The sequence below is a fragment of the Neisseria sp. 83E34 genome (genome assembly GCF_001308015.1).
GTDB lineage: Bacteria > Pseudomonadota > Gammaproteobacteria > Burkholderiales > Neisseriaceae > Neisseria.
Genome location: NZ_LGYH01000006.1, coordinates 60,721 through 84,264 on the forward strand (window position 1 = coordinate 60,721; position 23,544 = coordinate 84,264).

At 50.6% G+C, this 23,544-nt stretch carries 20 protein-coding genes and 1 tRNA gene; 5 read left to right on the top strand and 16 right to left on the bottom strand.

The window, feature by feature from the left end:
- Positions 1 to 134: 134 nt before the first annotated feature.
- Positions 135 to 1,046, bottom strand: a complete 912-nt coding sequence (gene rarD / locus AKG09_RS07330; RefSeq protein ID WP_054618802.1) for an EamA family transporter RarD — start codon at positions 1,044 to 1,046, stop codon at positions 135 to 137.
- Between the two features lie 147 nt (positions 1,047 to 1,193).
- On the opposite strand from rarD, the gene AKG09_RS07335 reads away from it, so the two are divergent.
- Both AKG09_RS07335 and recC read left to right on the top strand, forming a co-directional pair.
- Positions 1,194 to 1,658, top strand: a complete 465-nt coding sequence (locus tag AKG09_RS07335; protein ID WP_054618803.1) for an Lrp/AsnC family transcriptional regulator — start codon at positions 1,194 to 1,196, stop codon at positions 1,656 to 1,658.
- Between the two features lie 268 nt (positions 1,659 to 1,926).
- A complete protein-coding gene (gene recC, locus AKG09_RS07340) occupies positions 1,927 to 5,154 on the top strand; it encodes an exodeoxyribonuclease V subunit gamma (protein ID WP_054618804.1) in 3,228 nt (1,075 codons plus the stop codon).
- A 128-nt stretch (positions 5,155 to 5,282) separates the two neighbouring features.
- Here the strand turns inward: recC and AKG09_RS07345 are convergent, their stop codons facing one another.
- Complete coding sequence (locus AKG09_RS07345; RefSeq protein ID WP_054618805.1) at positions 5,283 to 6,536, bottom strand: DUF2254 domain-containing protein; 1,254 nt, start codon at positions 6,534 to 6,536, stop codon at positions 5,283 to 5,285.
- Between the two features lie 212 nt (positions 6,537 to 6,748).
- Between AKG09_RS07345 and AKG09_RS07355 the strand changes: the two genes are divergently transcribed.
- Together AKG09_RS07355 and AKG09_RS07360 are read left to right on the top strand one after the other, a co-directional pair.
- Positions 6,749 to 7,723, top strand: coding sequence for a PhoH family protein (locus AKG09_RS07355; RefSeq protein WP_054618807.1), 975 nt, complete (start codon positions 6,749 to 6,751; stop codon positions 7,721 to 7,723).
- Positions 7,724 to 7,770: 47 nt separating this feature from the next.
- On the top strand, positions 7,771 to 8,370 hold the full coding sequence (locus AKG09_RS07360) for a hypothetical protein (RefSeq protein ID WP_054618808.1): 600 nt from the start codon (positions 7,771 to 7,773) through the stop codon (positions 8,368 to 8,370).
- A gap of 90 nt (positions 8,371 to 8,460) precedes the next feature.
- On the opposite strand, the gene AKG09_RS07365 is transcribed toward AKG09_RS07360, so the two are convergent.
- From AKG09_RS07365 to AKG09_RS07380, 4 genes are all read right to left on the bottom strand, one after another.
- The gene (locus AKG09_RS07365) at positions 8,461 to 9,405 is read right to left on the bottom strand and encodes a bile acid:sodium symporter family protein (RefSeq protein WP_054618809.1); all 945 of its coding nucleotides are present in this window, start codon (positions 9,403 to 9,405) and stop codon (positions 8,461 to 8,463) included.
- Positions 9,406 to 9,530: 125 nt separating this feature from the next.
- On the bottom strand, positions 9,531 to 10,670 hold the full coding sequence (locus tag AKG09_RS07370; protein ID WP_054618810.1) for a glycerate kinase: 1,140 nt from the start codon (positions 10,668 to 10,670) through the stop codon (positions 9,531 to 9,533).
- A 35-nt stretch (positions 10,671 to 10,705) separates the two neighbouring features.
- The gene (locus tag AKG09_RS07375; protein ID WP_054618811.1) at positions 10,706 to 10,927 is read right to left on the bottom strand and encodes a hypothetical protein; all 222 of its coding nucleotides are present in this window, start codon (positions 10,925 to 10,927) and stop codon (positions 10,706 to 10,708) included.
- Between the two features lie 14 nt (positions 10,928 to 10,941).
- Positions 10,942 to 11,898, bottom strand: coding sequence for a class I SAM-dependent methyltransferase (locus tag AKG09_RS07380; protein WP_054618812.1), 957 nt, complete (start codon positions 11,896 to 11,898; stop codon positions 10,942 to 10,944).
- Positions 11,899 to 12,060: 162 nt separating this feature from the next.
- Here AKG09_RS07380 and AKG09_RS07385 point away from each other — a divergent pair, with 162 nt between their 5' ends.
- Positions 12,061 to 13,191 carry a M14-type cytosolic carboxypeptidase gene (locus AKG09_RS07385; protein WP_054618813.1) on the top strand — a complete coding sequence of 377 codons (1,131 nt, stop codon included), beginning with the start codon at positions 12,061 to 12,063 and terminating at the stop codon, positions 13,189 to 13,191.
- Between the two features lie 66 nt (positions 13,192 to 13,257).
- Here AKG09_RS07385 and AKG09_RS07390 read toward each other — a convergent pair whose 3' ends face one another.
- From AKG09_RS07390 to infC, 10 genes are all read right to left on the bottom strand, one after another.
- Positions 13,258 to 13,665, bottom strand: a complete 408-nt coding sequence (locus tag AKG09_RS07390) for a hypothetical protein (RefSeq protein ID WP_054618814.1) — start codon at positions 13,663 to 13,665, stop codon at positions 13,258 to 13,260.
- 157 nt (positions 13,666 to 13,822) lie between these two features.
- Positions 13,823 to 17,428 carry an exodeoxyribonuclease V subunit beta gene (gene recB / locus AKG09_RS07395; RefSeq protein ID WP_054618815.1) on the bottom strand — a complete coding sequence of 1,202 codons (3,606 nt, stop codon included), beginning with the start codon at positions 17,426 to 17,428 and terminating at the stop codon, positions 13,823 to 13,825.
- Positions 17,429 to 17,705: 277 nt separating this feature from the next.
- A tRNA-Pro gene (locus AKG09_RS07400) sits at positions 17,706 to 17,782 on the bottom strand.
- A gap of 32 nt (positions 17,783 to 17,814) precedes the next feature.
- The gene (locus AKG09_RS07405; protein ID WP_054618816.1) at positions 17,815 to 18,144 is read right to left on the bottom strand and encodes a hypothetical protein; all 330 of its coding nucleotides are present in this window, start codon (positions 18,142 to 18,144) and stop codon (positions 17,815 to 17,817) included.
- Positions 18,128 to 18,430: an integration host factor subunit alpha gene (locus tag AKG09_RS07410; protein ID WP_040666975.1), complete on the bottom strand. Its 303-nt coding sequence runs from the start codon at positions 18,428 to 18,430 to the stop codon at positions 18,128 to 18,130. Before AKG09_RS07410 ends, AKG09_RS07405 begins: the two co-directional genes overlap by 17 nt.
- 73 nt (positions 18,431 to 18,503) lie before the next feature.
- Positions 18,504 to 20,864, bottom strand: coding sequence for a phenylalanine--tRNA ligase subunit beta (gene pheT / locus AKG09_RS07415; protein ID WP_054618817.1), 2,361 nt, complete (start codon positions 20,862 to 20,864; stop codon positions 18,504 to 18,506).
- 138 nt (positions 20,865 to 21,002) lie between these two features.
- A complete protein-coding gene (pheS, locus tag AKG09_RS07420; RefSeq protein ID WP_054618818.1) occupies positions 21,003 to 21,992 on the bottom strand; it encodes a phenylalanine--tRNA ligase subunit alpha in 990 nt (329 codons plus the stop codon).
- 222 nt (positions 21,993 to 22,214) lie between these two features.
- Positions 22,215 to 22,571, bottom strand: a complete 357-nt coding sequence (gene rplT / locus AKG09_RS07425) for a 50S ribosomal protein L20 (RefSeq protein ID WP_054618819.1) — start codon at positions 22,569 to 22,571, stop codon at positions 22,215 to 22,217.
- Between the two features lie 12 nt (positions 22,572 to 22,583).
- Positions 22,584 to 22,781, bottom strand: coding sequence for a 50S ribosomal protein L35 (gene rpmI, locus AKG09_RS07430; protein WP_040666974.1), 198 nt, complete (start codon positions 22,779 to 22,781; stop codon positions 22,584 to 22,586).
- 145 nt (positions 22,782 to 22,926) lie between these two features.
- Positions 22,927 to 23,451 carry a translation initiation factor IF-3 gene (gene infC, locus AKG09_RS07435; protein ID WP_082391878.1) on the bottom strand — a complete coding sequence of 175 codons (525 nt, stop codon included), beginning with the start codon at positions 23,449 to 23,451 and terminating at the stop codon, positions 22,927 to 22,929.
- Between the last annotated feature and the right edge of the window lie 93 nt (positions 23,452 to 23,544).

Genomic DNA, 23,544 nt, shown 5'->3' on the forward strand with positions numbered 1-23,544 from the left:
CTTAAAAATAGTACGCTCGTCATACTCGGGCTTGCCCCGAGTATCCCCTAAAGTTACTGGAACTTGAGATACTCGGGTCAAGCCCGAGTATGACGGTATCGTTATTATGTAAGAGGATCGACTATAACTTTGCTTTAAACCACCGGAATACTCAAACGCTCACGATGGCTGCCGCGCATCTTCACATAACCGTCATATATACTTAAACCCAAACCCAGCCAGATAAAGCCGTAAGTAACCACTGAATCGGCCGACACCTGTTCCCCGAGCAGCGTAGCCGCCAGCACAAACAGCAAAATAGGCTCAAGATAGCTCAGCATGCCAAACAGCGTTACCGGCAGCAAGCGGTTGGATTGCAGGTTCAACAACATAGCCGCCGCACTTACCACGCCCAGCATAGGAATCAGCAGCCATTGCTTGGAAGGCTCCAGCCACACATCCATCCCGCCGGAATAAAACAAGTAAAACGCAGCCACCGGTGCAATCACCGACAAATCCACCAGCAAACCCGCCAACTCCGGCACGTTCAAATGACGGCGCAGCAGATAATAAACAGGATACGAGCCGAACACCCACAGCGTTACCCAAGAAAACGCATGGGTATGCCAGATTTCATAAAGCACGCCGCAACCCGCAGCCGCTACCGCCAGCCACTGCAAACGGCTGACTTCTTCATTCAGAAACACCCGCCCGCACAACACCATCATCAACGGAAAAAGAAAATAGCCCACTGCCACATCCATGCCGTAGCCATTCAGCGGCCCCCACATAAACAGCCAAAGCTGGCTGGCCAAAACCGGCGTGGGCAGAATCAGCAGCAGCCATCTGCGCCAGTTTTTACCCGTTTCACGCGCAAAACGAAACACCTCGTGCCTGCCGTTGCCCAACCACAAAACCAGGCACAACACGCCCAGCATAGCCACCATGCGCCACGCAAACACATTTGTGCCGTTCATCGGCTGCATCCAACCGCCGTAAAGATAAAGCACGGCAAACAAAATATTCGACACAATGCCTGCAATCAGGCCTTTTTTTATTATGTTCATTTTAATATTCTTATTCTGAAATTAAGATAATGTTTGGAATCGTCATTTTAATGCCGAAAGTCAGAAAAAATTTTTCCGTTTTATTTATTTTATGAAATAATTTATCTAAATTTAATCCACCATGAAAAATTTTATCAAATATTCAAAATGTATAACCCAGACAAGCTAGACCGCCAGATTCTCAACATCTTGCAAAGCGACGCCACGCTCTCGCTCAACGAACTTTCCGCACAAGTCAACGCCTCCGTTGCCACCTGCCAACGGCGCATTCTCAATATGAAGCAGCAGGGCATCATCCTGAAACAAGTTGTTTTGGTGAACCCCGCCGCCGTCGGCCGCAGCCTCAGCGTGTTTGTGTCGGTGGAAATGGAAAGCCAAAACACGGCGCAGCAAGATGCTTTTGTACGCCGCATTAACGAAGAGCCCGACGTGGCCGGCTGCTACGAGGTGTCCGGCGCCTATGATTACATGCTGCTCGTTCATGCCAAAAACATGGAGGAATACCACCAATTCACCCGCCGAGCACTCAATTCGGAAAACAACGTGCGTAGCTTTACCAGCCAGTTTGTGATGAACTTCAACAAAGTCGAAACCAAAATCACACTTGAGTAAACCATGCCTGTCTGAAAAACTTTCAGACAGGCATGGCTATAGCAAATAGCTTAAAAATAGCATGTTCGTCATACTCGGGCTTGACCCGAGTATCTCCTAAACTTACCGCAACTCAAGATACTCGGCTCAAGCCCGAGTATGATGAGGCGTGCTGATTTTTTAAGTATATTTACGATATAACCAAACAACCATTAAGCCACAGAACCCCCCCGCTTATCCGCTATAATGCCTGTCTGAAAACACCCTACAACCCAAGCCCGATACGCCCATGCTTTATCTTTACCAGTCCAACCGCCTTGAAGACCTCGCCGAACTTTTGCAGGCAGTCAAAACGCGCCGGCCTTTGCGCCACCTGCTTGCCTCGGAAGAAATCATCGTGCAGAGCCAGGGCATGCGGCGTTTTCTCAGCAGACATCTGGCACGCGAAACCGGCATTGCCGCCAACCTCAAATTCAGCCTGCCCGCCGGCTTGGCCTGGCGGCTGATGCGCGACACCCTGCCCGATATTCCCGCGCTCAACCCGTTTTCTCCCGAAGTGATGCGCTGGCGGTTGCTCGGTTTGTTTTCAGACAGGCATTTCCATAGTGCGCCCGAGTTTGCACTCAGCCGCGCCGCACTCGGCGCCTACCTGCAACGCGGCGGCAATGCCGCTTACCAACTGGCCGGCCAGATGGCCGACATTTTCGACCAATACCTGGTTTACCGCGCCGACTGGCTGGATACCTGGCAGGCAGGCAAAACACTCGGGTTGGGCGACGACGAAGCCTGGCAGGCAGAGCTTTGGCGCTTTCTCGACGACGGCTCGCAAACCGCGCCGCACCGCGCCGCTTTGTGGCAACAGTTTCTCGGCGCACTGGATAAAGCCAAGCTGCCCGAACGCTTTTTCGTGTTCGGCATCGCCACGCTCGCGCCGCTTTATCTGGAGCTGCTGCGAGCCCTCTCCCAACATTGCGACATACACGTTTTCGCTCTCAATCCGAGCAGCGAATATTGGGGCAACATCATCGAACCCGCGCAAATCCTCAAAAGCGGTGCCGACGTCGATTTAAGCCAAAGCGGCCATCCGCTACTGGCCTCGCTCGGCAAACAGGGGCGCGATTTTTTTGATGCACTGATAGAAGCCGGTGCGCAAACCGAGTTAGCCGTTTATTCCGATACCACCGCGTCCGACAGTCTGCTGCACCGCCTGCAACACGACATCCAAACCCTCAACCTGCCCGCCTCCGCCGAAACACCGTCCGAGCCCGACGGCAGCATACGCATCGTATCCGCCCACAGCCCCTTGCGCGAATTGCAGATTCTCAAAGACCACATCCTGCGCGTTTTGCAGGAACACCCAAGCTGGCAGCCGCACGACATCGCCGTACTCACGCCCAATATCGAGCCGTACAGCCCCTACATCGAAGCCGTGTTTGGCCGCCAAACCGGCAGCGGCCAAGCCTTACCCTATTCCATCTCCGACGTCAAACTCAGCCGCCGCCAGCCGCTTTTACATGCGCTGGAACAAACGCTGGAATTGCTGGAAAGCCGCTTTGAAACGAATAAAGTGCTGCCGCTTCTGGAAAACGAAACCGTGCTGTGCCGTTTCGGCCTCAGCCGACAAGACCTGCCGCTGCTGCACGAAACCGTGGCACAACTCAACATCCATTGGGGTATGAGCGACGATATGCGCGGCGGCAAAGACACACTTTTCACTTGGCAGCAAGGGCTGGATAGATTGGTGCTCGGCTGGATGATGCCCGACAACACCGGCACACTGTGGCAAAACATCAGCGCCCTGCCCGGCAACTTAAACCTGCTCGAACCCTTAAGCCGCTTCGCCGCCTTTATCCGAACTCTGGCGACTATCCGGCGCAATTGGCAGCAAAAGGCCGATGTGCCGGAGTGGGCACAACGCGTGCGCCACCTGATGGAGCATTTGTTCCAACCCGAAAGCGGCGACCAACATGCCGTGCAACAAATCGAACAAGCCCTCGCCCTATGGCAGGAAGAAGCCGCATTGGCCGGTTTCAGACAGGCATTGCCCCAGCATACCGCCATCCGCCACATCACCCGCTTTCTCGAAAGCCGCAGCGAAGCCGGCTTCCTGCGCAGCGGCATTACCTTTTGCAGCATGGTGCCGATGCGCAGCCTACCCTTTAAAATGCTCTGCCTCATCGGCTTGAACGACACCGATTTCCCACGCAACACCCGCGCTTCCGGCTTCGACCTGATTGCCCGCCATCCCCGCAAAGGCGACCGCGCCCGCCGCGACGACGACCGCTATCTCTTCCTCGAAGCCCTGATGAGCGCGCGCGAAATCCTCTATCTTTCCTATCAAGGCCGCAGCATACAAAATAACGACCTGCTCGCCCCTTCCGCCCTGTTACCCGAACTTATCGACACACTCTCCGCCATGACCGGCCTGCCGCCCGATAAATTGGCGGCACAAATGATTGAAAACCACCCGCTGCAAGCCTTTTCACCGCAATACTTTGTTTCAGACAGGCATTACACCAGCAGCCGCAGCGATTATGCCGACGCGCTCAACCGCCCGCAAAAGCCCGTGCAGCCGTTTTTCAGCCGACCTTTGACCGAACCTGAAACCGCCGGCACCGTCAGCCAAGGCCGACTGATACAGTTTTGGCGCAATCCCGTGCGCGCGTGGCTGCAACAAAGCCTCAACTGGCGCGAGCCTTACATTGACGAAGCTTGGGATTCCGCCGAACCTTTCACCCCCGAACACGCAGGCCGTATCACCGCCGAATACACCGCCGCCCGCCGCCACAATCAGGATTTCAACCGCACCGCCGAGCGGCTGGCCGCCGAAAGCATGCTGCCCGCTGGCGAACTGGGCCAACTTTGGCGCAACGAATTTGAAACCAAAGCCAAATCGCTTGACACCGAACTGGTTCAAAGCTCCAAACTGCCCGCCGCGCCCTACACGCTCACGCTCGGCAAACACACATTGGAAGGCAGCCTCGGCAAACTTTACCGCCACGGGCTGATTGATTTCCAAAGCGAAAAACCCAACGCCCCGCGCAAAATCGAGCTGATACTGGAACACTTGATTTTCAACGCCGTGCGCCCCGACGGTCCTGAAAGCTTCCAGAGCCACTGGCTTTTACCCGGCAACTCGACCACCCTGCCCGAAATCCCGCAGCAACAAGCCCAAACACTACTTACACTTTGGCTGGATTACTACACACTCGGCCAAATCCAACCGCTGCCATTCTTTCCTAAAACCAGCCTCGCCGCCGCCGAAGCATGGCTAAACGCCGACAAAGAAGAATCTGCCGAAAAAGCCAAAAAAGCAGCCTATGCCGCCTATAACGGTTCCAAAATGAGCACCGGCCAGCGCGAATACACCGAAGTGGATTTGGTGTTCGGTTCGGCAGACGAAGCGCCGCCGGAGCAGCAGCTTTTTTGGGTGCTCACAGAGCAAATGCTCGTTCCCACACTAAGCGCCTGTTCCTGCTTGCAGGAAAATAAAGGCAGTAAAACCGAAACCGAATAAACAATGCCTGTCTGAAAAAGTTTTCAGACAGGCATTCATCAATATAAATAACAAACCTACTAAAAAAACCGTATATCCTTCATACAGGAGCCTGATTTGCTATAAAGCGTGGGCTCGGCTCCCGCTTTTTACGATTCCGCTGCCGCTCCGAACAAAGCCTCACGCTTACCGCGCAAAACCGTCACGTCCGGTTCAAAACCCAATTCTTGTTGCGCACGTTTGAACGCCAAAACCGACATTCCTTCCGCAGCCTGCGACACTTCTGCTTCGGGAACCGATTTCCAAATCGCGGCCAAAACTTTCTGCATCACCAACCCCACTTCCAAAATGCCTGCGCCGTCGCGTGCGAGCGGTGCAAAGCCGTCACGTACCCAGTCGCCGCAATCCAAAGGTTTGATGGCCAGCCGGTCATAATTTTTCTTATCTTTTTCAGTATCCGGCTTGGTATCCACCAGCAGACGCATCATGCGTGTCATCACATTAATCGCCGTGCCCGGATCGTTCACAGCAGGCGAAAGTGCCCGCTGTGCGGCCTCGCTCATCACGATAAATCCCCAGCTCGGATCTTGTGCATAGTTGCGTTCTACTTCAAGCAAGAAACAGTTGTGCAAATCCGCCGCCTCTTCACCGCCTTTATCCACCATTGCCAGCACCGTGCCGGGCATAATCAGTTCGCCCGGGCGCACGGCGATATAGATATGCCAATCTTGCGCTTCGGCTTTATTCTGCAAGGTTGCCATGTCGATGTGCGTGAGATAGCCGCTGGATTGGGCTTCAACCATCACACTCTTCTGCCCGATATTGCCATGCCATGTTGCGCCCATATTCGGCTGTGTCCGGTAGTTCAACAAAGAATTTTCGGCAGCCGCATGGATTTTGTTTAAAGTATTACCCATACGCCCCAGCTGCGACAAAGTATGCACCCAGCGTATCAGCGTGACAATCAAATAAACCAACACCAAAATCGTGCTGACAAACAGGATAAAACGACCGTTTTGCCCGTAAAAGCCCATACCGAGAGCCGTTCTCGCCACAATCGCGTAAATAAAGGCCGAGATAAAGCTGGCAATCGCCAAGCGTGTGTTGTTGTCGCCCATTACCAGCTCGGTCGCACGCGGAGTAGCCCCGCTGGCCGCAGAAGAAAATGCCGACACCATAATCGAAAGCGAGAACGTACTCACAGCCAGCATACTTGACGCAATCACATCAAGCAGCCCTTCCAACGTGCTCAATTCGATTTTCGGCAGAATGTCTTCCGGCAGATAAATATTGAACAAGCGCGCCATAAACGCAAAAAACACAGCCGCCACCGCGCCCAATGTCGGATTAATCCACAATTTGTTACTCGGCTTTTTAAACGCCAGCAACCATCTGTACATCATTTGTTATATTCCTTCCGATTAACCGTCCGTTTGTACACAAAAGCGGCGGCATTATTGAAAACACCGTAATGTAACACAAACCACACGGCAAAACGGCACATCAGCAGCCTAAGCTTCCTGATAATTTCACAGCCCTTCTTGATTTTTATACCTGCAAGCCCTATAAACCGTTTTATCCATTCACTATTTAAAGAAAGATTCCAAAATACAGTATGAGTCATACCGTACATCTGAAATTCGACGATATAGACAATATCGTGCTCCAGCGCCTCACCGGCGCGCTCGATGCCAACCTCAACACCCTGGCCAAAGCGCTCGACATTGAAATCAGCCGCCGCTTCAGCGATTTCACCTTTATAGGAGAACTCGCGCACGCCGGCCGCCGTGCGCTTCTGGCGCTGGTCGAAACCGCCGAAAGCCGCGATTTGGAAGACAACGATATCCAGCTGGCCGCAATTGAAGCCAAAACCGCCGATGCCGAACACATCGAGCAGCGGCAAGACAAACAATACTATCTGCAAACCAAACGCGGCAGTATAGGCGGGCGCACGCCGCGTCAAAACGGCTACATCCGCGCCCTGCTTAATCATGACATCGTATTCGGCCTAGGCCCTGCCGGCACAGGTAAAACCTATCTTGCCGTTGCCGCCGCCGTTGATGCAATGGAAAAGCGCCAAATCGAACGCATCGTTTTGGTGCGCCCTGCAGTGGAAGCCGGCGAAAAACTGGGCTTCCTGCCCGGTGATTTGGCACAAAAAGTCGATCCCTACCTGCGCCCGCTTTACGACGCACTCTATGATTTGATGGGGTTCGACCGCGTAACCAAACTTTTGGAAAAAGGCTTAATCGAAATCGCCCCGCTTGCCTACATGCGCGGCCGCACGCTCAACGGCGCTTATGTGATTCTCGACGAAGCGCAAAACACCACGCCCGAGCAGATGAAAATGTTCCTCACCCGCATAGGCTTCGGCGCCAAAGCCGTGATTACCGGTGATTTAAGCCAAATAGACCTGCCTAAAAACATCAAATCCGGCTTGAAAGATGCCAAAGAAAAACTGCGCGACATTGAAGGCTTATATTTCCACACCTTCACCAGTGAAGACGTGGTGCGCCATCCGCTCGTACAAAAAATCGTCGAAGCCTACGACGCAGCCGACGAGCGTGCCGGCGCATCAATGCCTGTCTGAAAACGGGCAACATGAGTTTCTGAAAAGCCAAAACCATCGGAATCAATATGCAAAACTTAAACTACCCTTTGAATTTCCTGTTCAAAATCTTCACACCTTCCAACGACTTTACCGTTACCGACAACAACGGGCAGGAGGTGGCCTACACACGGCAGAAAATTTTCCGCATTAAAGAAGCCGTTGAAGTTTATGAAAACAGCCGCCGCGAAAAAGTGCGCTACACCCTGAAAGCCGACCGCATCATCGACTTCAACGCGGTTTACTCCCTGCGCGACGAGCAAACCGGTACATTGGTGGGCAAGCTCAAACGCGAAGGTGTGCGCTCGCTCTGGCGCACAAGCTATCTGTTTTTAGATGCTGACGGAAACACCGTGTTTACCGTAAAAGAAGAAAACCCGTGGATAGCCGTGGCCGACGGTGTGCTCAGCGAAATCCCCATCATCGGCATGCTCAGCGGCCTGCTGCTGAACCCTACCTATAACGTAACCGACACACAAGGTAAAAAAGTGTTTGTTTTGCAAAAAACCGCTTCGTTTATGGAGCGCAAATTCAGTTTGCAGAAAACAGGCGATGCCACGCCCGAGCAGGAAACACTGGTCGTATTGGGCTTGATGATGCTGATGCTGCAATCCCGCGGAAACGGCTGATAAAACATCATCAAAGCCTGTTTGAATCACATAAAACAATGCCTGTCTAAAAACTGTTTCAGACAGGCATTGTTCATAACGCGTTAAGCACTACAAATCTTTCTCTTCCTTCTCAGCCTTAGCCGCCCAGTAAGAAGCCAATAGCGAGCCGGAAATATTGTGCCACACGCTGAAGATGGCGCTGGGCACAGCGGCGAGCGGAGTGAAATAAGCAGCCGCCAGTGCTGCGCCCAAGCCTGAATTCTGCATGCCCACTTCAATCGCCAGCGTTTTTTGCGCATCATAAGGCAGCCTGCACAATTTGGCGGCCAGAAATCCCAGCAGGTAGCCGATGCCGTTGTGCAGCATCACCACACCCAGAATCAGCAAGCCGCTTTCTGCCATTTTCGGCTTACTCGCACCAATCACCGCGCCGATAATCAACACAATCGCCACCACCGATACCACAGGCAAAATACCCGCCGCAGCTTCGGTTTGCTTTTTAAACAGCACATGCGCCGCAATGCCCAACACCACGGGCAGCAACACTATTTTCAGAATCGACACAAACATCGAAGCGGCGGAAATATCCAGCCATTTATGCGCCAAAAGGTAAAACACAGCCGGTGTGAGCAGCGGCGCCAGCAGCGTGGAAACCGACGTTACCGCCACCGAAAGCGCCACATTGCCTTTGGCCAGATAAGTAATCACATTCGATGCCGTACCGCCCGGGCAGGAGCCCACCAAAATCACGCCCACGGCGATTTCCGGCGGCAAATTTAAAGTTACCGCCAGCGCATAAGCCACCAGCGGCATAATCACAAACTGAGCCGCCACACCGGCCAACACGGCTTTCGGATGCTGACACAAAATCTTGAAATCGGCAGGCGCCAGCGTCAGCCCCATGCCGAACATCACAATACCCAAAAGCCACGGCACAATAGGCAGCACCCATTTAAACGTATCGGGCGCGAAAAAGCCGATGGCTGCAAATAAAGCCGCCCACAAAGCAAACGTTTGGCCGACAAAGCGGCCTATGCGGTTGAGCATTTCCATCTCAAATATCCGTATTGGTTAAACAAAGCGCGTAAGGATACTCTGTTTCTCGGCGTAACAAAAGCTTGGCATAATCAATGCCTGTCTGAAAAACAGTTTTCAGACAGGCATCACATTCCACCATTTCATCTTCTCGACACCGCCAGATAAAACCTGCCGATATTCTCTGCCGCCGCAACCAGATTGGCACGCCCTTTCTGCAAAGTTTCCTCCAAGCTGCCGACACTCCGGATAATGGGGAACACCGCATCAATGCCTGCATCATAAACTGCTTCATAATCCTTACCCAAGCTGCCGACAATGGCAATCACCGGTTTGCCGAAGCGCTTGGCCAGCTTCGCCACACCGGCAGGCGTTTTACCGCGCACACTTTGGCCGTCCATCCGCCCTTCTCCGGTAATTACCCAATCGGCATCCCGAATTTTTTCCGCCAATCCCACAGCTTCCATCACAATCTCGACACCGCTTTTCAGACAGGCATCGGGCAGCAAAAGCAAGCCGCCGCCCATACCGCCCGCCGCACCTGCGCCCGGATAATGCGCAATCGAAATGCCCAAATCCCGCTCGATAATACACGCAAACCGGTTCAGCGCTGCATCCAACTCTACTACCATTTGCGGCGTTGCGCCTTTCTGCGGGCCGAACACGGCCGATGCACCTAGCTCGCCGCATAAAGGGTTGTCCACATCACATGCCACTTCAATCACAACATTTTTCAGACAGGCATCCAACCCGCTCAGATCAATATGCGCCAAATTTGCTAAAGCCGCGCCGCCCGGTGGCAATTCTGTGCCTTCAGCATCCAACAGGCGCGCACCCAAAGCCTGCAACATGCCCGCGCCGCCGTCATTAGTGGCGCTGCCGCCTATGCCCAAAATGATTTTGCCTACACCGGCTTCAAGCGCAGCGCGAATCAACTCGCCCGTGCCGTAGCTCGTGGTGATTAACGGGTTGCGCTTGGTTTGTGGCACCAAATGCAGGCCGGAAGCGGCGGCCATTTCAACAAACGCCGTTTTTCCGTCGCCCGACAAACCGAACGAAGCCTTCACTTTATCCCCCGACGGAGCGCGCACTTCCACCGTTTTCCGCCGCCCGCCCGTGGCATCCAGCAGCGACTGAACCGTACCTTCGCCGCCGTCGGCCATCGGCACTTTCACATATTCGGCATCCGGCAACGCTTTTCTCAAACCGCATTCCACCGCGTCCGCCACTTCCTGCGCGGTCAGGCTTTCTTTAAACGAATCCGGCGCGATGAGAATCTTCATTGCATATTTCTCTTTCAATGCCTGTCTGAAACAGATTAATAGTAATGCGGGCGGCGGCGCGGTCGCTCGATAATCACCGGCTGCGTGTCGTGATAAATCACCGTGGTGCCCGGCGGCGCGTTGACGGTAACGGTTTTGTTGACTGTGGTTTCACTCTGTACGGGCAAATCCAGCACGGCGCGGCGGCCGTAAGGCGTTTCCGAATAATAGCAGCCGCCCAATAGCAGGCAGCCGGTAAGTAAGATTTTGATATTCATCGTTTTCATCCTTTTCAGACAGGCATTTGACGGTGCCTGATTTCCCAGCACTGATGAATTTTTTTGTTGCGGAAATCTTCCGGCACCGACTGGGCGGAGATATCTTTTACCTGATAACGCTCAGTCAACGCGTCATCCAGCTTAAAGCTGCGCAGATTATTGGAAAAATACAAAATGCCCTCAGGCGCCAGCAGCTTCATCACATCATCAACCAACCGCACATGGTCGCGCTGGATGTCGAGGATATCCAGCATTTTTTTGCTGTTGGAAAAGCTCGGCGGATCCATCACAATCAGATCGAAACGTTTGCCTTCGCGAATGCCTGTCTGAAGATATTGGAATACATCGGCGCGCACGATTTTGTGTTGTGTTTCGTCTATGCCGTTCAGCTCGAAATTGCGGCGCGCCCAATCCAGATAAGTGTTCGACAAATCAACGGTTTCACTGCTCACCGCGCCGCCCGTCGCCGCATAAACGGTGAAACTCCCGGTATAAGAAAACAAATTTAAAAAACGCTTGCCCTGCGCAATGTCGCCCACTTTTTTGCGCGTGTTGCGGTGGTCGAGAAACAGACCGGTATCCAGATATTTTTCCAGATTCACCCAGAATGTGCGCCCGTTTTCATGCACGATAAAATCCTCGCCCGCCTTACCGGTTTTCTCGTATTGCTGCGCGCCTTTCTGCCGCTCGCGCCGCTTCAAGTGGATATGCGTTTCGGGAAATCCGGTCACAAAAGCCACCGCCTCCACCACTTCGGCCAGCCAGGCCTCATATTCTTCAGGCCGCATTTTCCAACCGGTATCGTATTCCTGCAGATGGATTCGTTCGCCATACACATCAACCGCAAACGGGAATTGCGGAATGTCGCGGTCGTACATACGCCATGCTTCAATATCGTTACGCCGCGCCCATTTCAAATAATGCTTGATATTTTTACCCAAACGGTTGGAAAAAGATTGGATGTCGCTCATAGATAAAATGCCTGTCTGAAAATTCCGCTTATTCTACCTGATTGCGCCTCCGACTGTGAAAATGACATGCGGACGATTCAGTTTCACAGCTATATCCTTTCACAATCCACCCACGCGGCTTTATAATATCCAAATTTATTAATGCCGATACAGGAAAGCAGCATGTTGAAAATCAGCACCCGTTTTGATGCAGGCGCCGTGGTTGTGAAAGATTTGGCCGACGCTTCAAACATCCGCCTCGAAATCCGCCCCGACAACGCATCCGACTTCGCCCAATGGTTTTATTTCCGGCTGCAAGGCGCAGCTTACACGCCCTGCACCATGCATTTTGAAAATGCAGCACAATGCGCTTACCCCGACGGCTGGATCGATTACCAAACCTGCGCCTCCTACGACCGGCAAAACTGGTTCCGCGTACCCACCCGTTATGAAAACGGCGTGCTCACCATCGAACACACACCGCTGGCCAACAGCATTTATTACGCCTACTTCGAGCCCTATTCCAGCGAACAACACCTCAATCTGCTCGGCGATGCACAAGGCAGCGGGCTCTGCCAAATCGAAGATTTGGGCAGCACCGTCGAAGGCCGCGACATCAACCTGCTTACCGTCGGCAACCAGGTTGAAAGCGATTTAAAAGTATGGATTATCGCGCGCCAGCATCCGGGCGAAACCATGGCCGAATGGTTTATCGAAGGCTTGCTCGCCCGCCTGCTCGACCCGCAAGACCCGACCGCCCGCGCCCTGCTCGACCAAGCCACGTTCTACATCGTGCCGAATATGAACCCCGACGGCTCGGCCTTGGGCAATCTGCGCACCAACGCCGCCGGCGCCAACCTCAACCGCGAATGGCTGGAGCCCACCCCGGAAAAAAGCCCGGAAGTGTTTTATGTGCGCCGGAAAATGCACGAAACCGGTGTGGATTTGTTCCTTGATATTCACGGCGATGAAGCCATTCCCTATATTTTCGCCGCAGGCACCGAAGGCGTGCCCAACTATAACGGGCGCATCGCCGATTTGGAAACCCGCTTCAAAACCGCGCTCAAAGCCGCCAGCCCCGATTTTCAAGATGAATTCGGCTACCCGAAAGACGAACCCGGCCAAGCCAATTTAACGCTCGCCGCCAATTATGTCGGCAACACGTTCAACTGCCTCTCCTACACTTTGGAAATGCCGTTTAAAGACAACAACAATATGCCCGACGACGATTTCGGCTGGAACGGCCAACGCTCCTTACGCTTGGGTGAAGCAAGCTTATCGGCCGTTTTGGCCGTGTTACCGCATGTGAGATAAACGTTTTGATAAAAAAATGCCTGTCTGAAAAAGTTTTCAGACAGGCATTTTTTCAATCCGATAATATCAAGGTATGGTATTGATTTCCTTATGGGCAAATTTCCATTTCAGGCCATAGCCCAACACCACCGGAATAACGGCCAAAATCACTTTGAATGTCCAAGTGGCATACCACGGTTTGCCCACCACAATGGTTTCTCCCGCCACACCGGCTGCAATCAAATCTCGCACGGCATACCAATCCAGATAAGGCCACCAGCAAGCCGCCAACAAGCCTAAAAACACCGGCCAAATCCAGTTTGTTAAATTACGCTGCCACAGCATAAAAAACACGCCGGCCCAAATCAAGGTTAAGGCAGAAATCAGCAAAGCGGTTTGCGTGGGTGCGCCAAAATAGGAAGCAAGAAAAAAGGTAAGCACCACCCAAAGGGCGGCAAGCACGGCCATAATGAGCTCTTCCGGACGTTTGAACATTTGGGAAATCCTTTGTCGGTTATTTGTTTTGCGGTTTGTTTCTTTGAAATATACCTGAAATCGCAGGGTTTGGATATGCCTGTCTGAAAAGCGGAATGCTGTGCCGATTAACTCAACTGTAAACCTGCCGCACTCTTTTTCAGACAGGCATTCTGCGTTATAACCATTCCTGCAAATCCGCTCTCTCCAACTGCCAACGCCACACGCCGCCATCCTCGCCGTCTAAGCCCCGCAAAAACAAATAGCGTACGCAAATGCTGTTGAACCCGGCATTTTGCTGCTGCAAATAGCGGGCAACCGCCACAGCATAAATCATGGCTTGCAGATAATAATGATGCGCCGCCATCGCTTCATCCATCGCTTCTTGCGTATAGGCTTGCTGCTCCGCACCGAGATAATTGGATTTATAGTCAATCACACAAACGTTGCCTTCTCCGTCGATACAAGTCATATCGATAAAACCGCTGAGAAAACCTTTTACCGTGTCGAAATCCAAATGCCGTGCGGCGGCAAGGCAGCTTGGCGGCAAAGCAAGATTCGGGCGCGCAAACCATGCTTGCAGCCTGGCCGGGCTGAAATCTTCCACTTTGAGCATAAAATCCATTTCGGGCAAACGGTTTTGCTCAGGCAAGTCTGCTAATGCCAAATGATTAAACAATTCGGCGCGCGCTGCGTTATCCAGCATGATACACACGGCGCTCAGCCATTCTTCCCCAAAACCGTAGCGCGCCAGTGTTTCTGCAATTTGCGCCTGCTGCTCTGATGCAGGGCGGCTGAATTCGAAGTGCTCCAAAAGCTCGTGCAAACATACACCTGCATGTGTTCCGCGCGGGAAATGGTAGATATCGTAAACATCATCGCTTACCGCCATATTTTCAGACAGGCTTTCTGCTAAACCGCTCTGCGCCAAACCTGCTTCTGCTGCATCTACCGCAGGTTGCAGCTCTTCGCGCTCCGGCGCGGCAGCGGCGGACAAATCGCGCAGCAAGCCGGTAAAGCTGGTATGGCGGATGTGTTCAAACGCCCTCACCGTCGGTGCCCAAGCTTGAAACCCGTTTTCAGAATACGTTTGGCTTTGGCTGGCGGCGGTTTCGGGTGCGCCTTGCAGCCAAACGATATCGGTATTCTCGGGCGCATTTTCTATCAAACGCAGCCAATTTTTCAGCAGCATGTTTTTTTCACCTTCCGCTTTGTTGGCCTTTTTCTCTGCGGCATACCCGGCTTCTATTTCTGCCCTCGTTGCTTCTTCGCTGCCTTCCAAAAGATAAGCAAATGTGTTTCTGGCGCTGCCGTTAAAGTAAGCGGCATAAATGGTAAGCTGCTCCTCAGCGCGCGTCATCGCCACATAAAGCAGGCGCAGCCGCTCGCCCAATTCTTCATCGGCCAAAGCGTTTTTGTCTTCGTCTGTCAGCTCAAGTGCCGACACCAATTCACTGCCTGTTTCACGATTGATAACCTGCCAATCTTCGGTTTTATAATCTGCCGCATCCCACACAAACGGGCAAAACACTACCGGATATTGCAAGCCTTTCGAGGCATGCATGGTTACGATTTTTACCAAAGCTTCATCGCTTTCCAGCCGCAAGATTTTATTTTCACCCGCTTCTTTGCCGTTTTGCGCTTCGCTGATCTGCACTTTCAACCATTGGTGCAGCGATTCGGGCGAGCGGCTTCGTTCGTCTTCTTCCGCCAGCAATTCGATAATCTGATGATAGTTGGTCAGGCTGCGCTCATTGCGCGCCGATAACAGCCCGCCTTCCAAATCATAACGGGCGGCAAACTGCTGCATCGCCGCATAAATACCGTGTTTTTGCCAAGTAGCCAGAGCGGTTTGCGCGGCATCTATATAATCGAGCAATTGATGTTCGTTTTGGTTCAGAGCATATAATTGCTCGGCTGTTTGGCCGAACAAAACGCTGCCCAACACAAAGCGCAAAGCCTCGGTTTCCTGCGGTCGCAGCCAAAAAGCCAGCAAAGCCGCCACAGCACGCGCCTCTTTCTCGGCAAACACGGAATGACGTTGCAGCAGCACGCTCTGTATGCCGCGAGCTTTCAAGGCTGCACCCACCATGCTGCCTTCGTTGCGCGTGCGTACCAACACGGCAATGTCGCCGGTTTGCAAAGGGCGCGCTTTTAAGTTCAACCCGCCCTCCGCCGCGCGGTTTAACATAGCGGCAATTTCATCTGCGCAATATTCGGCTGCGCGGCTGCGCAACACTTCTTTATTCAGTGCAGCTTCATCATCTCCATTCAACCAGCGTACACGCAAGGCATGATCCAAAGGTTTCAGACAGGCATCGGCGCGTGCTGCCGATACATCGGTATAGCCTATGCCTTTCAATACAAAAGGTTGCTTTTTCTGCTGGAAAAACAAGCTGATGCTTTTAATCAGTTGATTGTGGCTGCGGTAGTTTTGCGTCAGTGTGTAATGATGGTCGGCATCATCCGCAGCTTGCAGATAAGCATGGATATCCGCGCCTCTGAAACTGTAAATCGCCTGCTTCGGATCGCCTACTAGAAATAAGGGATTACCGTGTCGGATAAATGTTTTTTGGAAAATGCCGTATTGCAACGGATCGGTATCTTGAAATTCATCAATCAGCGCCACTTGCCAAGTATTGGCAACCATCTCGGCCAAAGCCTTGCTATACAGGCTGTTTTCATTAAGTGCAGCATAAACATCCAGCAGCAAATCGTCATAGCCGCGTTCACGCTGCGTTTCCTTGAGCTGGGCCACAGCAGCTTTGATGTAATCCAGAAAATCCAGTTGCAATGCGGCAACGGCAGCTTGTTCGGCAGCTTGCTTGGCTACGATGACCCGCCCCAAATTGGCCAAAAGGTTTAACTTATCGGCATTTGCCACCAATGTTTTGCCTTTGTTGACATTGCCTTTCAAAGTTTCCAAATCAAACTTTGGCAAATGTTTTCGATACAGTTCGTTTTTTTCAGACAGGCATTGGTTTGCCGCATCCTGCTTCAATGCGGCAAACAGATCTTGCATGCTTTTTGGAGCAAATGTTCTTTTATTGATTACAGAATGAACTTGCTCAAATATCACCTCCAGTTCGGTTAATCCGGCATACACTTTCGCCCATGCTTTTGATAATTCGACCTCTCTTTCGGCCAAATCCACCTCGTTTTTCGCATACTGCAGCAAAGGCCTGCCGATGTAAGTGCGCATTTTGGCAAGCTCCGACTCTGGCGTGAGATTGTGCCCAAACACCAAACGCGCCGCCACAGCATCGTGCGCCACCCTCTCGCGCCAGAAATCCTGTGCCGCTATCAATAAACGCTCATTGCCATCGGTTTCCAGCTCCATATCAAACGGCACTTGACAAAAAAATGCGTAATCGCGCAGCAGGCGCTGGCAAAACCCGTGTATGGTATATATCGCCGCATTATCAAACTGCGAAATAGCGGCTTTCAAGCGCAAAATCAGCAAGGCTTCCGTCTCTTGGTTTAATGCTTTATCCAATAGATTTTGAAGAAAATCATCAATTGAAGGTTTCTGATCATCTGGTTTTTCCAGCCAACGAAGCGCCTCATCCAAACGCGAACGTAAGCGGGTTTTCAATTCCGCCGTAGCCGCCTTGGTAAACGTGACCACCAGAATGCTCTCAACCGGCATTTTCTCCAGCAAAACCAAACGGGTAAACAAAGCAGCTATGCCGAATGTTTTACCTGTACCGGCAGAAGCTTCAATAAGGTTTGTACCTTGAATGGGAATGGTAAACGGATCAAAAGCGGCGACAGAGGGTTGCATGAGAAATGAAAAGCGGTTTGAATTTGAAAAATGAAATTATAACTGCAAGAACGCTTTTGGGGGCTTTACAGAAAAGTTTCCAACTTTATTATCTTTATGCAGCAGTGAAAATGAAATTCTCATGCGGCGTTGGCTTCCTTTGCCTAAGAAGGAACGATTTTGTTTAACTATAACTACCTGCAGTTCGCCTCCTTGTATAAAAAGTTTATTTCCACCGCTATAGCCCCGCACATGAAAAAACCTAGCTTTGAACAAAGCTAGGTTTTAAATTTTATATTGGTCGGAGTGAAAGGATTCGAACCTTCGACCCCTTGCACCCCATGCAAGTGCGCTACCAGACTGCGCCACACTCCGACTCGAGAAAGTCTGAGATTATATGGAAAACGCTATTGCTTGGCAAGGGCTTTTTCAACATTGCCCAACATCAGCTCCAGCGCTTCACGCACTTCTTGCGCATCCGCAGCAGGTTTACCTTCAGCATCCAGCGCATTATGATTAAATTCATCAATAAATGGGGCAAAAGTGCCTTGAAGCTGGCGCAACTTAACCACATCTTGACGGGTATAAAATTCACCGCCGTAGCCGATTACAACGCCGTTGGCATTCTGCCATTCGGCAAATTGAGCCGGGCTGATTTGTACCAATTCACACACTTCCAGCAAAGTGAAATAGCGTTTGGCGGGCAATGGGGGCAGCGCGTTAGTTTTGTTTGTCATAATAATGTTCTACCATGCCTTTTAATTTTTGGCTTGCATGGAATGTTACCACACGACGGGCGGAAATCGGCACTTCTTCGCCGGTTTTCGGATTGCGGCCCGGGCGCTGAGGTTTGTCGCGTAATTGGAAATTGCCGAAACCTGAGATTTTGATTTCTTCGCCGCGCTCCAAAGTGGTGCGGATTTCTTCAAAGAAAAGCTCAACAATCTCTTTTGCATCGTTTTTGGATACGTTGCTTACTTTTTCTACCAAGATATCGGCTAGTTCGGCCTTCGTTAAAGTCATTTGATTACCTTCTTTTAAAACAATAGAGAATTATCACTAATTTTCACTTAAAATTCAAGAAAATACTAAATATTTAAGCCCTCAAAACAGCACCTGTTGTTTCCGCCGCTTTAATTAATTCCGCCACAACAGGCTCCACTTCCGCATCAGTCAACGTGGCATCAAAGCCTTGCAGAGTCACTTTTACCGCAATACTCTTCATGCCTTCAGACAGGCCTGTACCACGATATACGTCAAACACGCTGATTTCTTGAATCAGCTGGTTGGTTACAGTTTTCAAAGCGTCAACTAAATCATCATGGCAAACACTTTCCGGCATCACAAAGGCCAAATCTCGACGCACCGGCTGGAATTTAGAAACCGGGTGATAAACTGCTTTTTCCGTATTGCTTACGGCAGCCATGTCCAATTCAAACACCAAAGCGGCTTGCGGCAAATCATATTTTTGCAGCCACTTCGGATGCAGCTCGCCCATAAACCCGACGGTATTACCGTTAACCTGAATCTCCGCCGTCCGTCCCGGATGCAACGCGGGGTGCTCTGCTTTAATAAAGCGTACGTTTTTACCTGCCAATAAACTTTCCACGTCGGCTTTTAAATCATAAAAATCAACCGGTTTGGTTTTTTCAGCCCATTGCTCCGGCTTGGCCGAGCCATATACCAACGCACCGATTCTCTCATTTTGCATGAATACGCCATTAGCGGTTTTGCTGAAAACCCGTGCTACTTCAAATATACGCACACGGTTTTGCTTACGGTTAAGGTTATTTTGCAGAATCTCTACCAACCCGCCGATCAGAGTGGAACGCATCACGCTAAATTGCGCAGCCAGTGGGTTTTGCAGACGTACGGGTGTTTCATTGGCAGCAAAGTCTGCTTCCCATTGTTCGTTCACAAATGCATAACTCACCACTTCCTGATAACCGCGTGCAGCCATGTGACTGTAAATACCGAAACGTGATTTTTGAGTTTCGGGTAAACGCAACATTTTCAAGCGGCCGGACGTGTAGTCATCAGGAATATTTTCATAACCATATACGCGGCCGATTTCTTCAATCAGATCTGCTTCAATTTCAATATCAAAGCGGAAACTTGGTGCGGTAACCCGAAAACCATCAGATGTGGCAACCGGATTCAGCCCCAAATTCTTCAAAATAGTTTCAATTTTTTCAGCAGGTATATGCACGCCCAATATTTTTTCCACCCGCGCCAAACGCAGGCCTACAGTATTTTGTACAGGCAGTTCGCCCACTGCTTCCTGCATGTCGCCAACCTGCCCGCCACAGATTTGTACCACCAATTCCGTAGCCCGCTCTATGGCGTCGGCTTGTAAAGTCCAATCTACGCCTCTCTCGAAGCGGAAAGAAGAATCTGAACCAAAGCCGTATTGGCGGGATTTTCCGGCAATAATTTCTGGCTTAAACCAAGCCGATTCCAATACAATATTTTGCGTACTATCAGAAACAGCGCTGGATTCCCCTCCCATCAAACCGGCCATGCTCAATGCATTTTTCTCATCAGCAATAACCAAAGTATTTTCAGACAGGCATACAGTTTTCTCATTCAAACAAACCAACTCTTCGCCTTCTCTGGCTCTGCGGACAATAATGCTGCCGCTTAATTTGTCCGCATCAAAAATATGCATAGGCTGACCCAACTCCAACATGACATAGTTGCCTATATCGACCAAAGCGGAAATCGAGCGAATACCGCTACGTGCCAAGCGCTGCTTCATCCATTCAGGTGTTGCTGCCTTAGCATTTACATTTTCAATTACTCGGCTGATGAAGCGGCCGCAATCCGCAGGCGCCTCAATGCGCACGGGCTGAATTTTTTTACTGGTAATTTTGGCAGACACAATATTCGGCACATGGTTTTCGCATTGCGTTAAAGCGGCAACTTCCCGCGCCAAACCCTTGATGCTCAGGCAATCCGCGCGGTTAGGCGTGATTTTCAGCGTGAATACCGTATCGTCCAAATCCAGATAATCACGGATATTTTTTCCTACCGGTGCTTCAACAGGCAACACCAACAAGCCACTTGCCTCTTCAGACAGGCCTAATTCTTTTGCCGAACACAACATGCCGTTGGAAGTTTGGCCGCGCATTTTTGTGGGTTTGATTTTAAAGTTGCCCGGCAATACAGCACCTGGCAATGCACAAGGCACTTTAATGCCTGCCTGAACATTCGGAGCACCGCAAACGATTTGAATCAGCTCGCCTGTGCCCGCGTCTACTTGGGTAATATTCAAACGGTCTGCATCGGGATGCTTTTCTACCGATTTAACTTCTGCCACAACCACACCGGTAAAAGCGGGCGCCGCTGTATCGGCTTCTTCCACCTCAAGGCCGGACATTGTCAACAAGTGTGCAAATTCATCAGCGGAAAGATTAGGATCGGCTTGTGTTTTCAGCCATGAGTAGGAAAACTGCATGTTTAATCTCGGTTTATTTCAGATATTGATTGATTTAACGGTATTCAAAAGTATTGGTAAACCACAGCTTCAGACAGGCATTTATTTTTTACTTAAAGAAAGCCTGTCTGAAAACGGCTCTAACACACTAACCGCACGTTATCTAAACTGCTGCAAGAAATTCAGATCGTTGTCAAAAAACAAACGTAAATCGTTGATACCGTAGCGCAGCATAGCAAAGCGATCCAAACCGATACCAAAAGCAAAACCGGTATATTTTTCAGGATCAATGTTCACATTACTCAACACATTCGGGTGCACCATGCCGCAGCCTCCCACCTCCAACCACTTGCCGTTATCACCCATAATGTCGATTTCGGCAGACGGCTCGGTAAACGGGAAAAATGAAGGACGAAAACGCACTTGCAAATCATCACGTTCAAAGAATCTACGAATAAAATCAGTGAATACCGCTTTCAAATCCGCCATCGTCACGCCTTCTTCTACCCACAAGCCTTCAGCCTGATGAAACATAGGCGAATGTGTAGCATCGGAATCTACTCGGTATACGCGCCCGGGCGCGATAATTCGGATTGGCGGCTCTTTTTTATCCAGCATATAACGAATCTGGATCGGCGAAGTGTGTGTGCGCAAAACGTCACCGTTTTCAACATAAAACGTATCCTGCATCGCGCGTGCGGGATGGTTCTGAGGAATGTTCAGGGCTTGGAAATTATGAAAGTCGTCTTCGATTTCAGGCCCGTCGGCAACCTCGAAGCCCATTCCGTGAAACAGCTCAACTACCCGCTGAAGTATTAAAGTCACCGGATGCAGCCCACCATCGCTTTGACTACGCCCCGGCAAAGTAACATCCAAGGCCTCTGCCGCCAGCTGGGCTTCCAGCTTGGCCGCATTTAACGCATCACGTTTGGTGTTATAAGCTTCTTGAAAGCGGTTTTTACATTCATTGATATGAGCGCCGGCAGTTTTGCGCTCTTCCGGCGACATCCGACCAAGCTGTTTTAACAAAAGGTTTAGTTCACCGGCTTTCCCCATATATTGCGCTTTAACAAGCTCTAAGGAATTGAAATCTTGAGCAGATTCCACCGCAGCAATGCCGGCAGCTGCAATTTGGTCTACGTTTTGCATAATGCTTTCAAATGGGTAGTTAAACTATATTGTTTTAACAGTGTTGGAATCACACCATCGATAATTGATAACGGAAAGGCATAAATGCCTATCCGAAAAATCAAGTATTGTAACGCAAATATATTTTAAAAAACAGTAGCATGATGCTGTTTTTTAGCACTCATCCGAAATTAAAAAAAGGAAACCTAAGTTTCCTTTTTTTAATTTAAACCGGATGCAATATTAAGCCAAAGCAGCTTTAGCTTTTTCTACCAGTTGCGCAAATGCTGCTTTATCGAATACAGCCAAATCAGCCAATACCTTACGGTCAATTTCGATAGCGGCGCGTTTCAGACCGTTCATGAATTTGCTGTAAGACAAGCCGCTTTGACGGGCACCTGCATTGATACGGACAATCCACAATTGACGGAACTGACGTTTGCGTTGACGGCGGTCGCGGTAAGCATATTGACCGGCTTTCATTACCGCTTGCTTGGCAACGCGATAGACGTTTTTGCGACGACCGCGATAACCTTTGGCTAACGCTAATACTTTTTTATGACGGGCACGTGCGGTTACACCGCGTTTTACGCGTGGCATATTTTAAACTCCTTAAGCGTAGGGTAACATTTTAGCAACAGAAGCCAAATCACGGTCATTTACCATAGCGGTACCGCGCAATTGGCGTTTGTTCTTAGTGGTTTTCTTGGTCAGAATGTGGCGCTTAAACGCATGGGCGCGTTTCACACCACCGTTACCCAGTACTTTAAAGCGTTTTTTAGCGCTCGACTTGGTTTTCATTTTAGGCATGGGAATACTCCATATCATTTATTAGATAAGATATAAGGGGATTTTGAATCTCGTTCAAAATACTTGAAACCCCTATATCACGGTTTTCGCCGCTAAGTGAACTTGCTTTAACGCGGCAAATTGAAGCAAGCTGTAAATTATAGCCTTATTTCTTTTTCGGCGCAATCATCATGACCATTTGGCGACCTTCCATTTTCGGAAACTGCTCGATAGTCGCCACTTCCGCCAAATCTTCTTTAACCCGTTCAAGCAATTGCGCACCGAATTCCTGATGCGCCATCTCCCGACCGCGGAAACGCAAAGTAACTTTTACTTTATCGCCATCCTCTAAAAAGCGGTTGATATTGCGCATTTTGATTTGGTAATCGCCCTCATCGGTGCCCGGACGGAATTTGATTTCTTTTATTTGTACCTGTTTTTGCTTTTTCTTGGCTTCGTCACGTTTTTTCGATTGCTCGTATTTATATTTGCCAAAATCCATAAGTTTGCAAACAGGCGGCTTTGCGGTTGGAGAAATTTCAACCAAGTCCACATCCTGCTCTTCCGACATGGCCAGAGCGTCGCGTAATGAAACGATACCAAGCTGTTCGCCTGAACCACTGATTAAACGCACTTCTTTTGCGGTGATTTCACCGTTGATTCGTGCTTCGCGTTCTTGTGCGATGACTATACTCCTTATAAAAATTAATGGGTTATTTGGGCTTTATTCGATACAACCCCAAACTTTGTTTTGGCTTCCATCATCGACTTGCCTTCAACCCGC

What these genes read in the sequence shown, in the direction of transcription:
- rarD (WP_054618802.1), bottom strand. Translation starts at nt 1,046, where the DNA reads ATGAACATAATAAAAAAAGGCCTGATTGCAGGCATTGTGTCGAATATT.
- AKG09_RS07335 (WP_054618803.1), top strand. Translation starts at nt 1,194, where the DNA reads ATGTATAACCCAGACAAGCTAGACCGCCAGATTCTCAACATCTTGCAA.
- recC (WP_054618804.1), top strand. Translation starts at nt 1,927, where the DNA reads ATGCTTTATCTTTACCAGTCCAACCGCCTTGAAGACCTCGCCGAACTT.
- AKG09_RS07345 (WP_054618805.1), bottom strand. Translation starts at nt 6,536, where the DNA reads ATGATGTACAGATGGTTGCTGGCGTTTAAAAAGCCGAGTAACAAATTG.
- AKG09_RS07355 (WP_054618807.1), top strand. Translation starts at nt 6,749, where the DNA reads ATGAGTCATACCGTACATCTGAAATTCGACGATATAGACAATATCGTG.
- AKG09_RS07360 (WP_054618808.1), top strand. Translation starts at nt 7,771, where the DNA reads ATGCAAAACTTAAACTACCCTTTGAATTTCCTGTTCAAAATCTTCACA.
- AKG09_RS07365 (WP_054618809.1), bottom strand. Translation starts at nt 9,405, where the DNA reads ATGGAAATGCTCAACCGCATAGGCCGCTTTGTCGGCCAAACGTTTGCT.
- AKG09_RS07370 (WP_054618810.1), bottom strand. Translation starts at nt 10,670, where the DNA reads ATGAAGATTCTCATCGCGCCGGATTCGTTTAAAGAAAGCCTGACCGCG.
- AKG09_RS07375 (WP_054618811.1), bottom strand. Translation starts at nt 10,927, where the DNA reads ATGAATATCAAAATCTTACTTACCGGCTGCCTGCTATTGGGCGGCTGC.
- AKG09_RS07380 (WP_054618812.1), bottom strand. Translation starts at nt 11,898, where the DNA reads ATGAGCGACATCCAATCTTTTTCCAACCGTTTGGGTAAAAATATCAAG.
- AKG09_RS07385 (WP_054618813.1), top strand. Translation starts at nt 12,061, where the DNA reads ATGTTGAAAATCAGCACCCGTTTTGATGCAGGCGCCGTGGTTGTGAAA.
- AKG09_RS07390 (WP_054618814.1), bottom strand. Translation starts at nt 13,665, where the DNA reads ATGTTCAAACGTCCGGAAGAGCTCATTATGGCCGTGCTTGCCGCCCTT.
- recB (WP_054618815.1), bottom strand. Translation starts at nt 17,428, where the DNA reads ATGCAACCCTCTGTCGCCGCTTTTGATCCGTTTACCATTCCCATTCAA.
- AKG09_RS07405 (WP_054618816.1), bottom strand. Translation starts at nt 18,144, where the DNA reads ATGACAAACAAAACTAACGCGCTGCCCCCATTGCCCGCCAAACGCTAT.
- AKG09_RS07410 (WP_040666975.1), bottom strand. Translation starts at nt 18,430, where the DNA reads ATGACTTTAACGAAGGCCGAACTAGCCGATATCTTGGTAGAAAAAGTA.
- pheT (WP_054618817.1), bottom strand. Translation starts at nt 20,864, where the DNA reads ATGCAGTTTTCCTACTCATGGCTGAAAACACAAGCCGATCCTAATCTT.
- pheS (WP_054618818.1), bottom strand. Translation starts at nt 21,992, where the DNA reads ATGCAAAACGTAGACCAAATTGCAGCTGCCGGCATTGCTGCGGTGGAA.
- rplT (WP_054618819.1), bottom strand. Translation starts at nt 22,571, where the DNA reads ATGCCACGCGTAAAACGCGGTGTAACCGCACGTGCCCGTCATAAAAAA.
- rpmI (WP_040666974.1), bottom strand. Translation starts at nt 22,781, where the DNA reads ATGCCTAAAATGAAAACCAAGTCGAGCGCTAAAAAACGCTTTAAAGTA.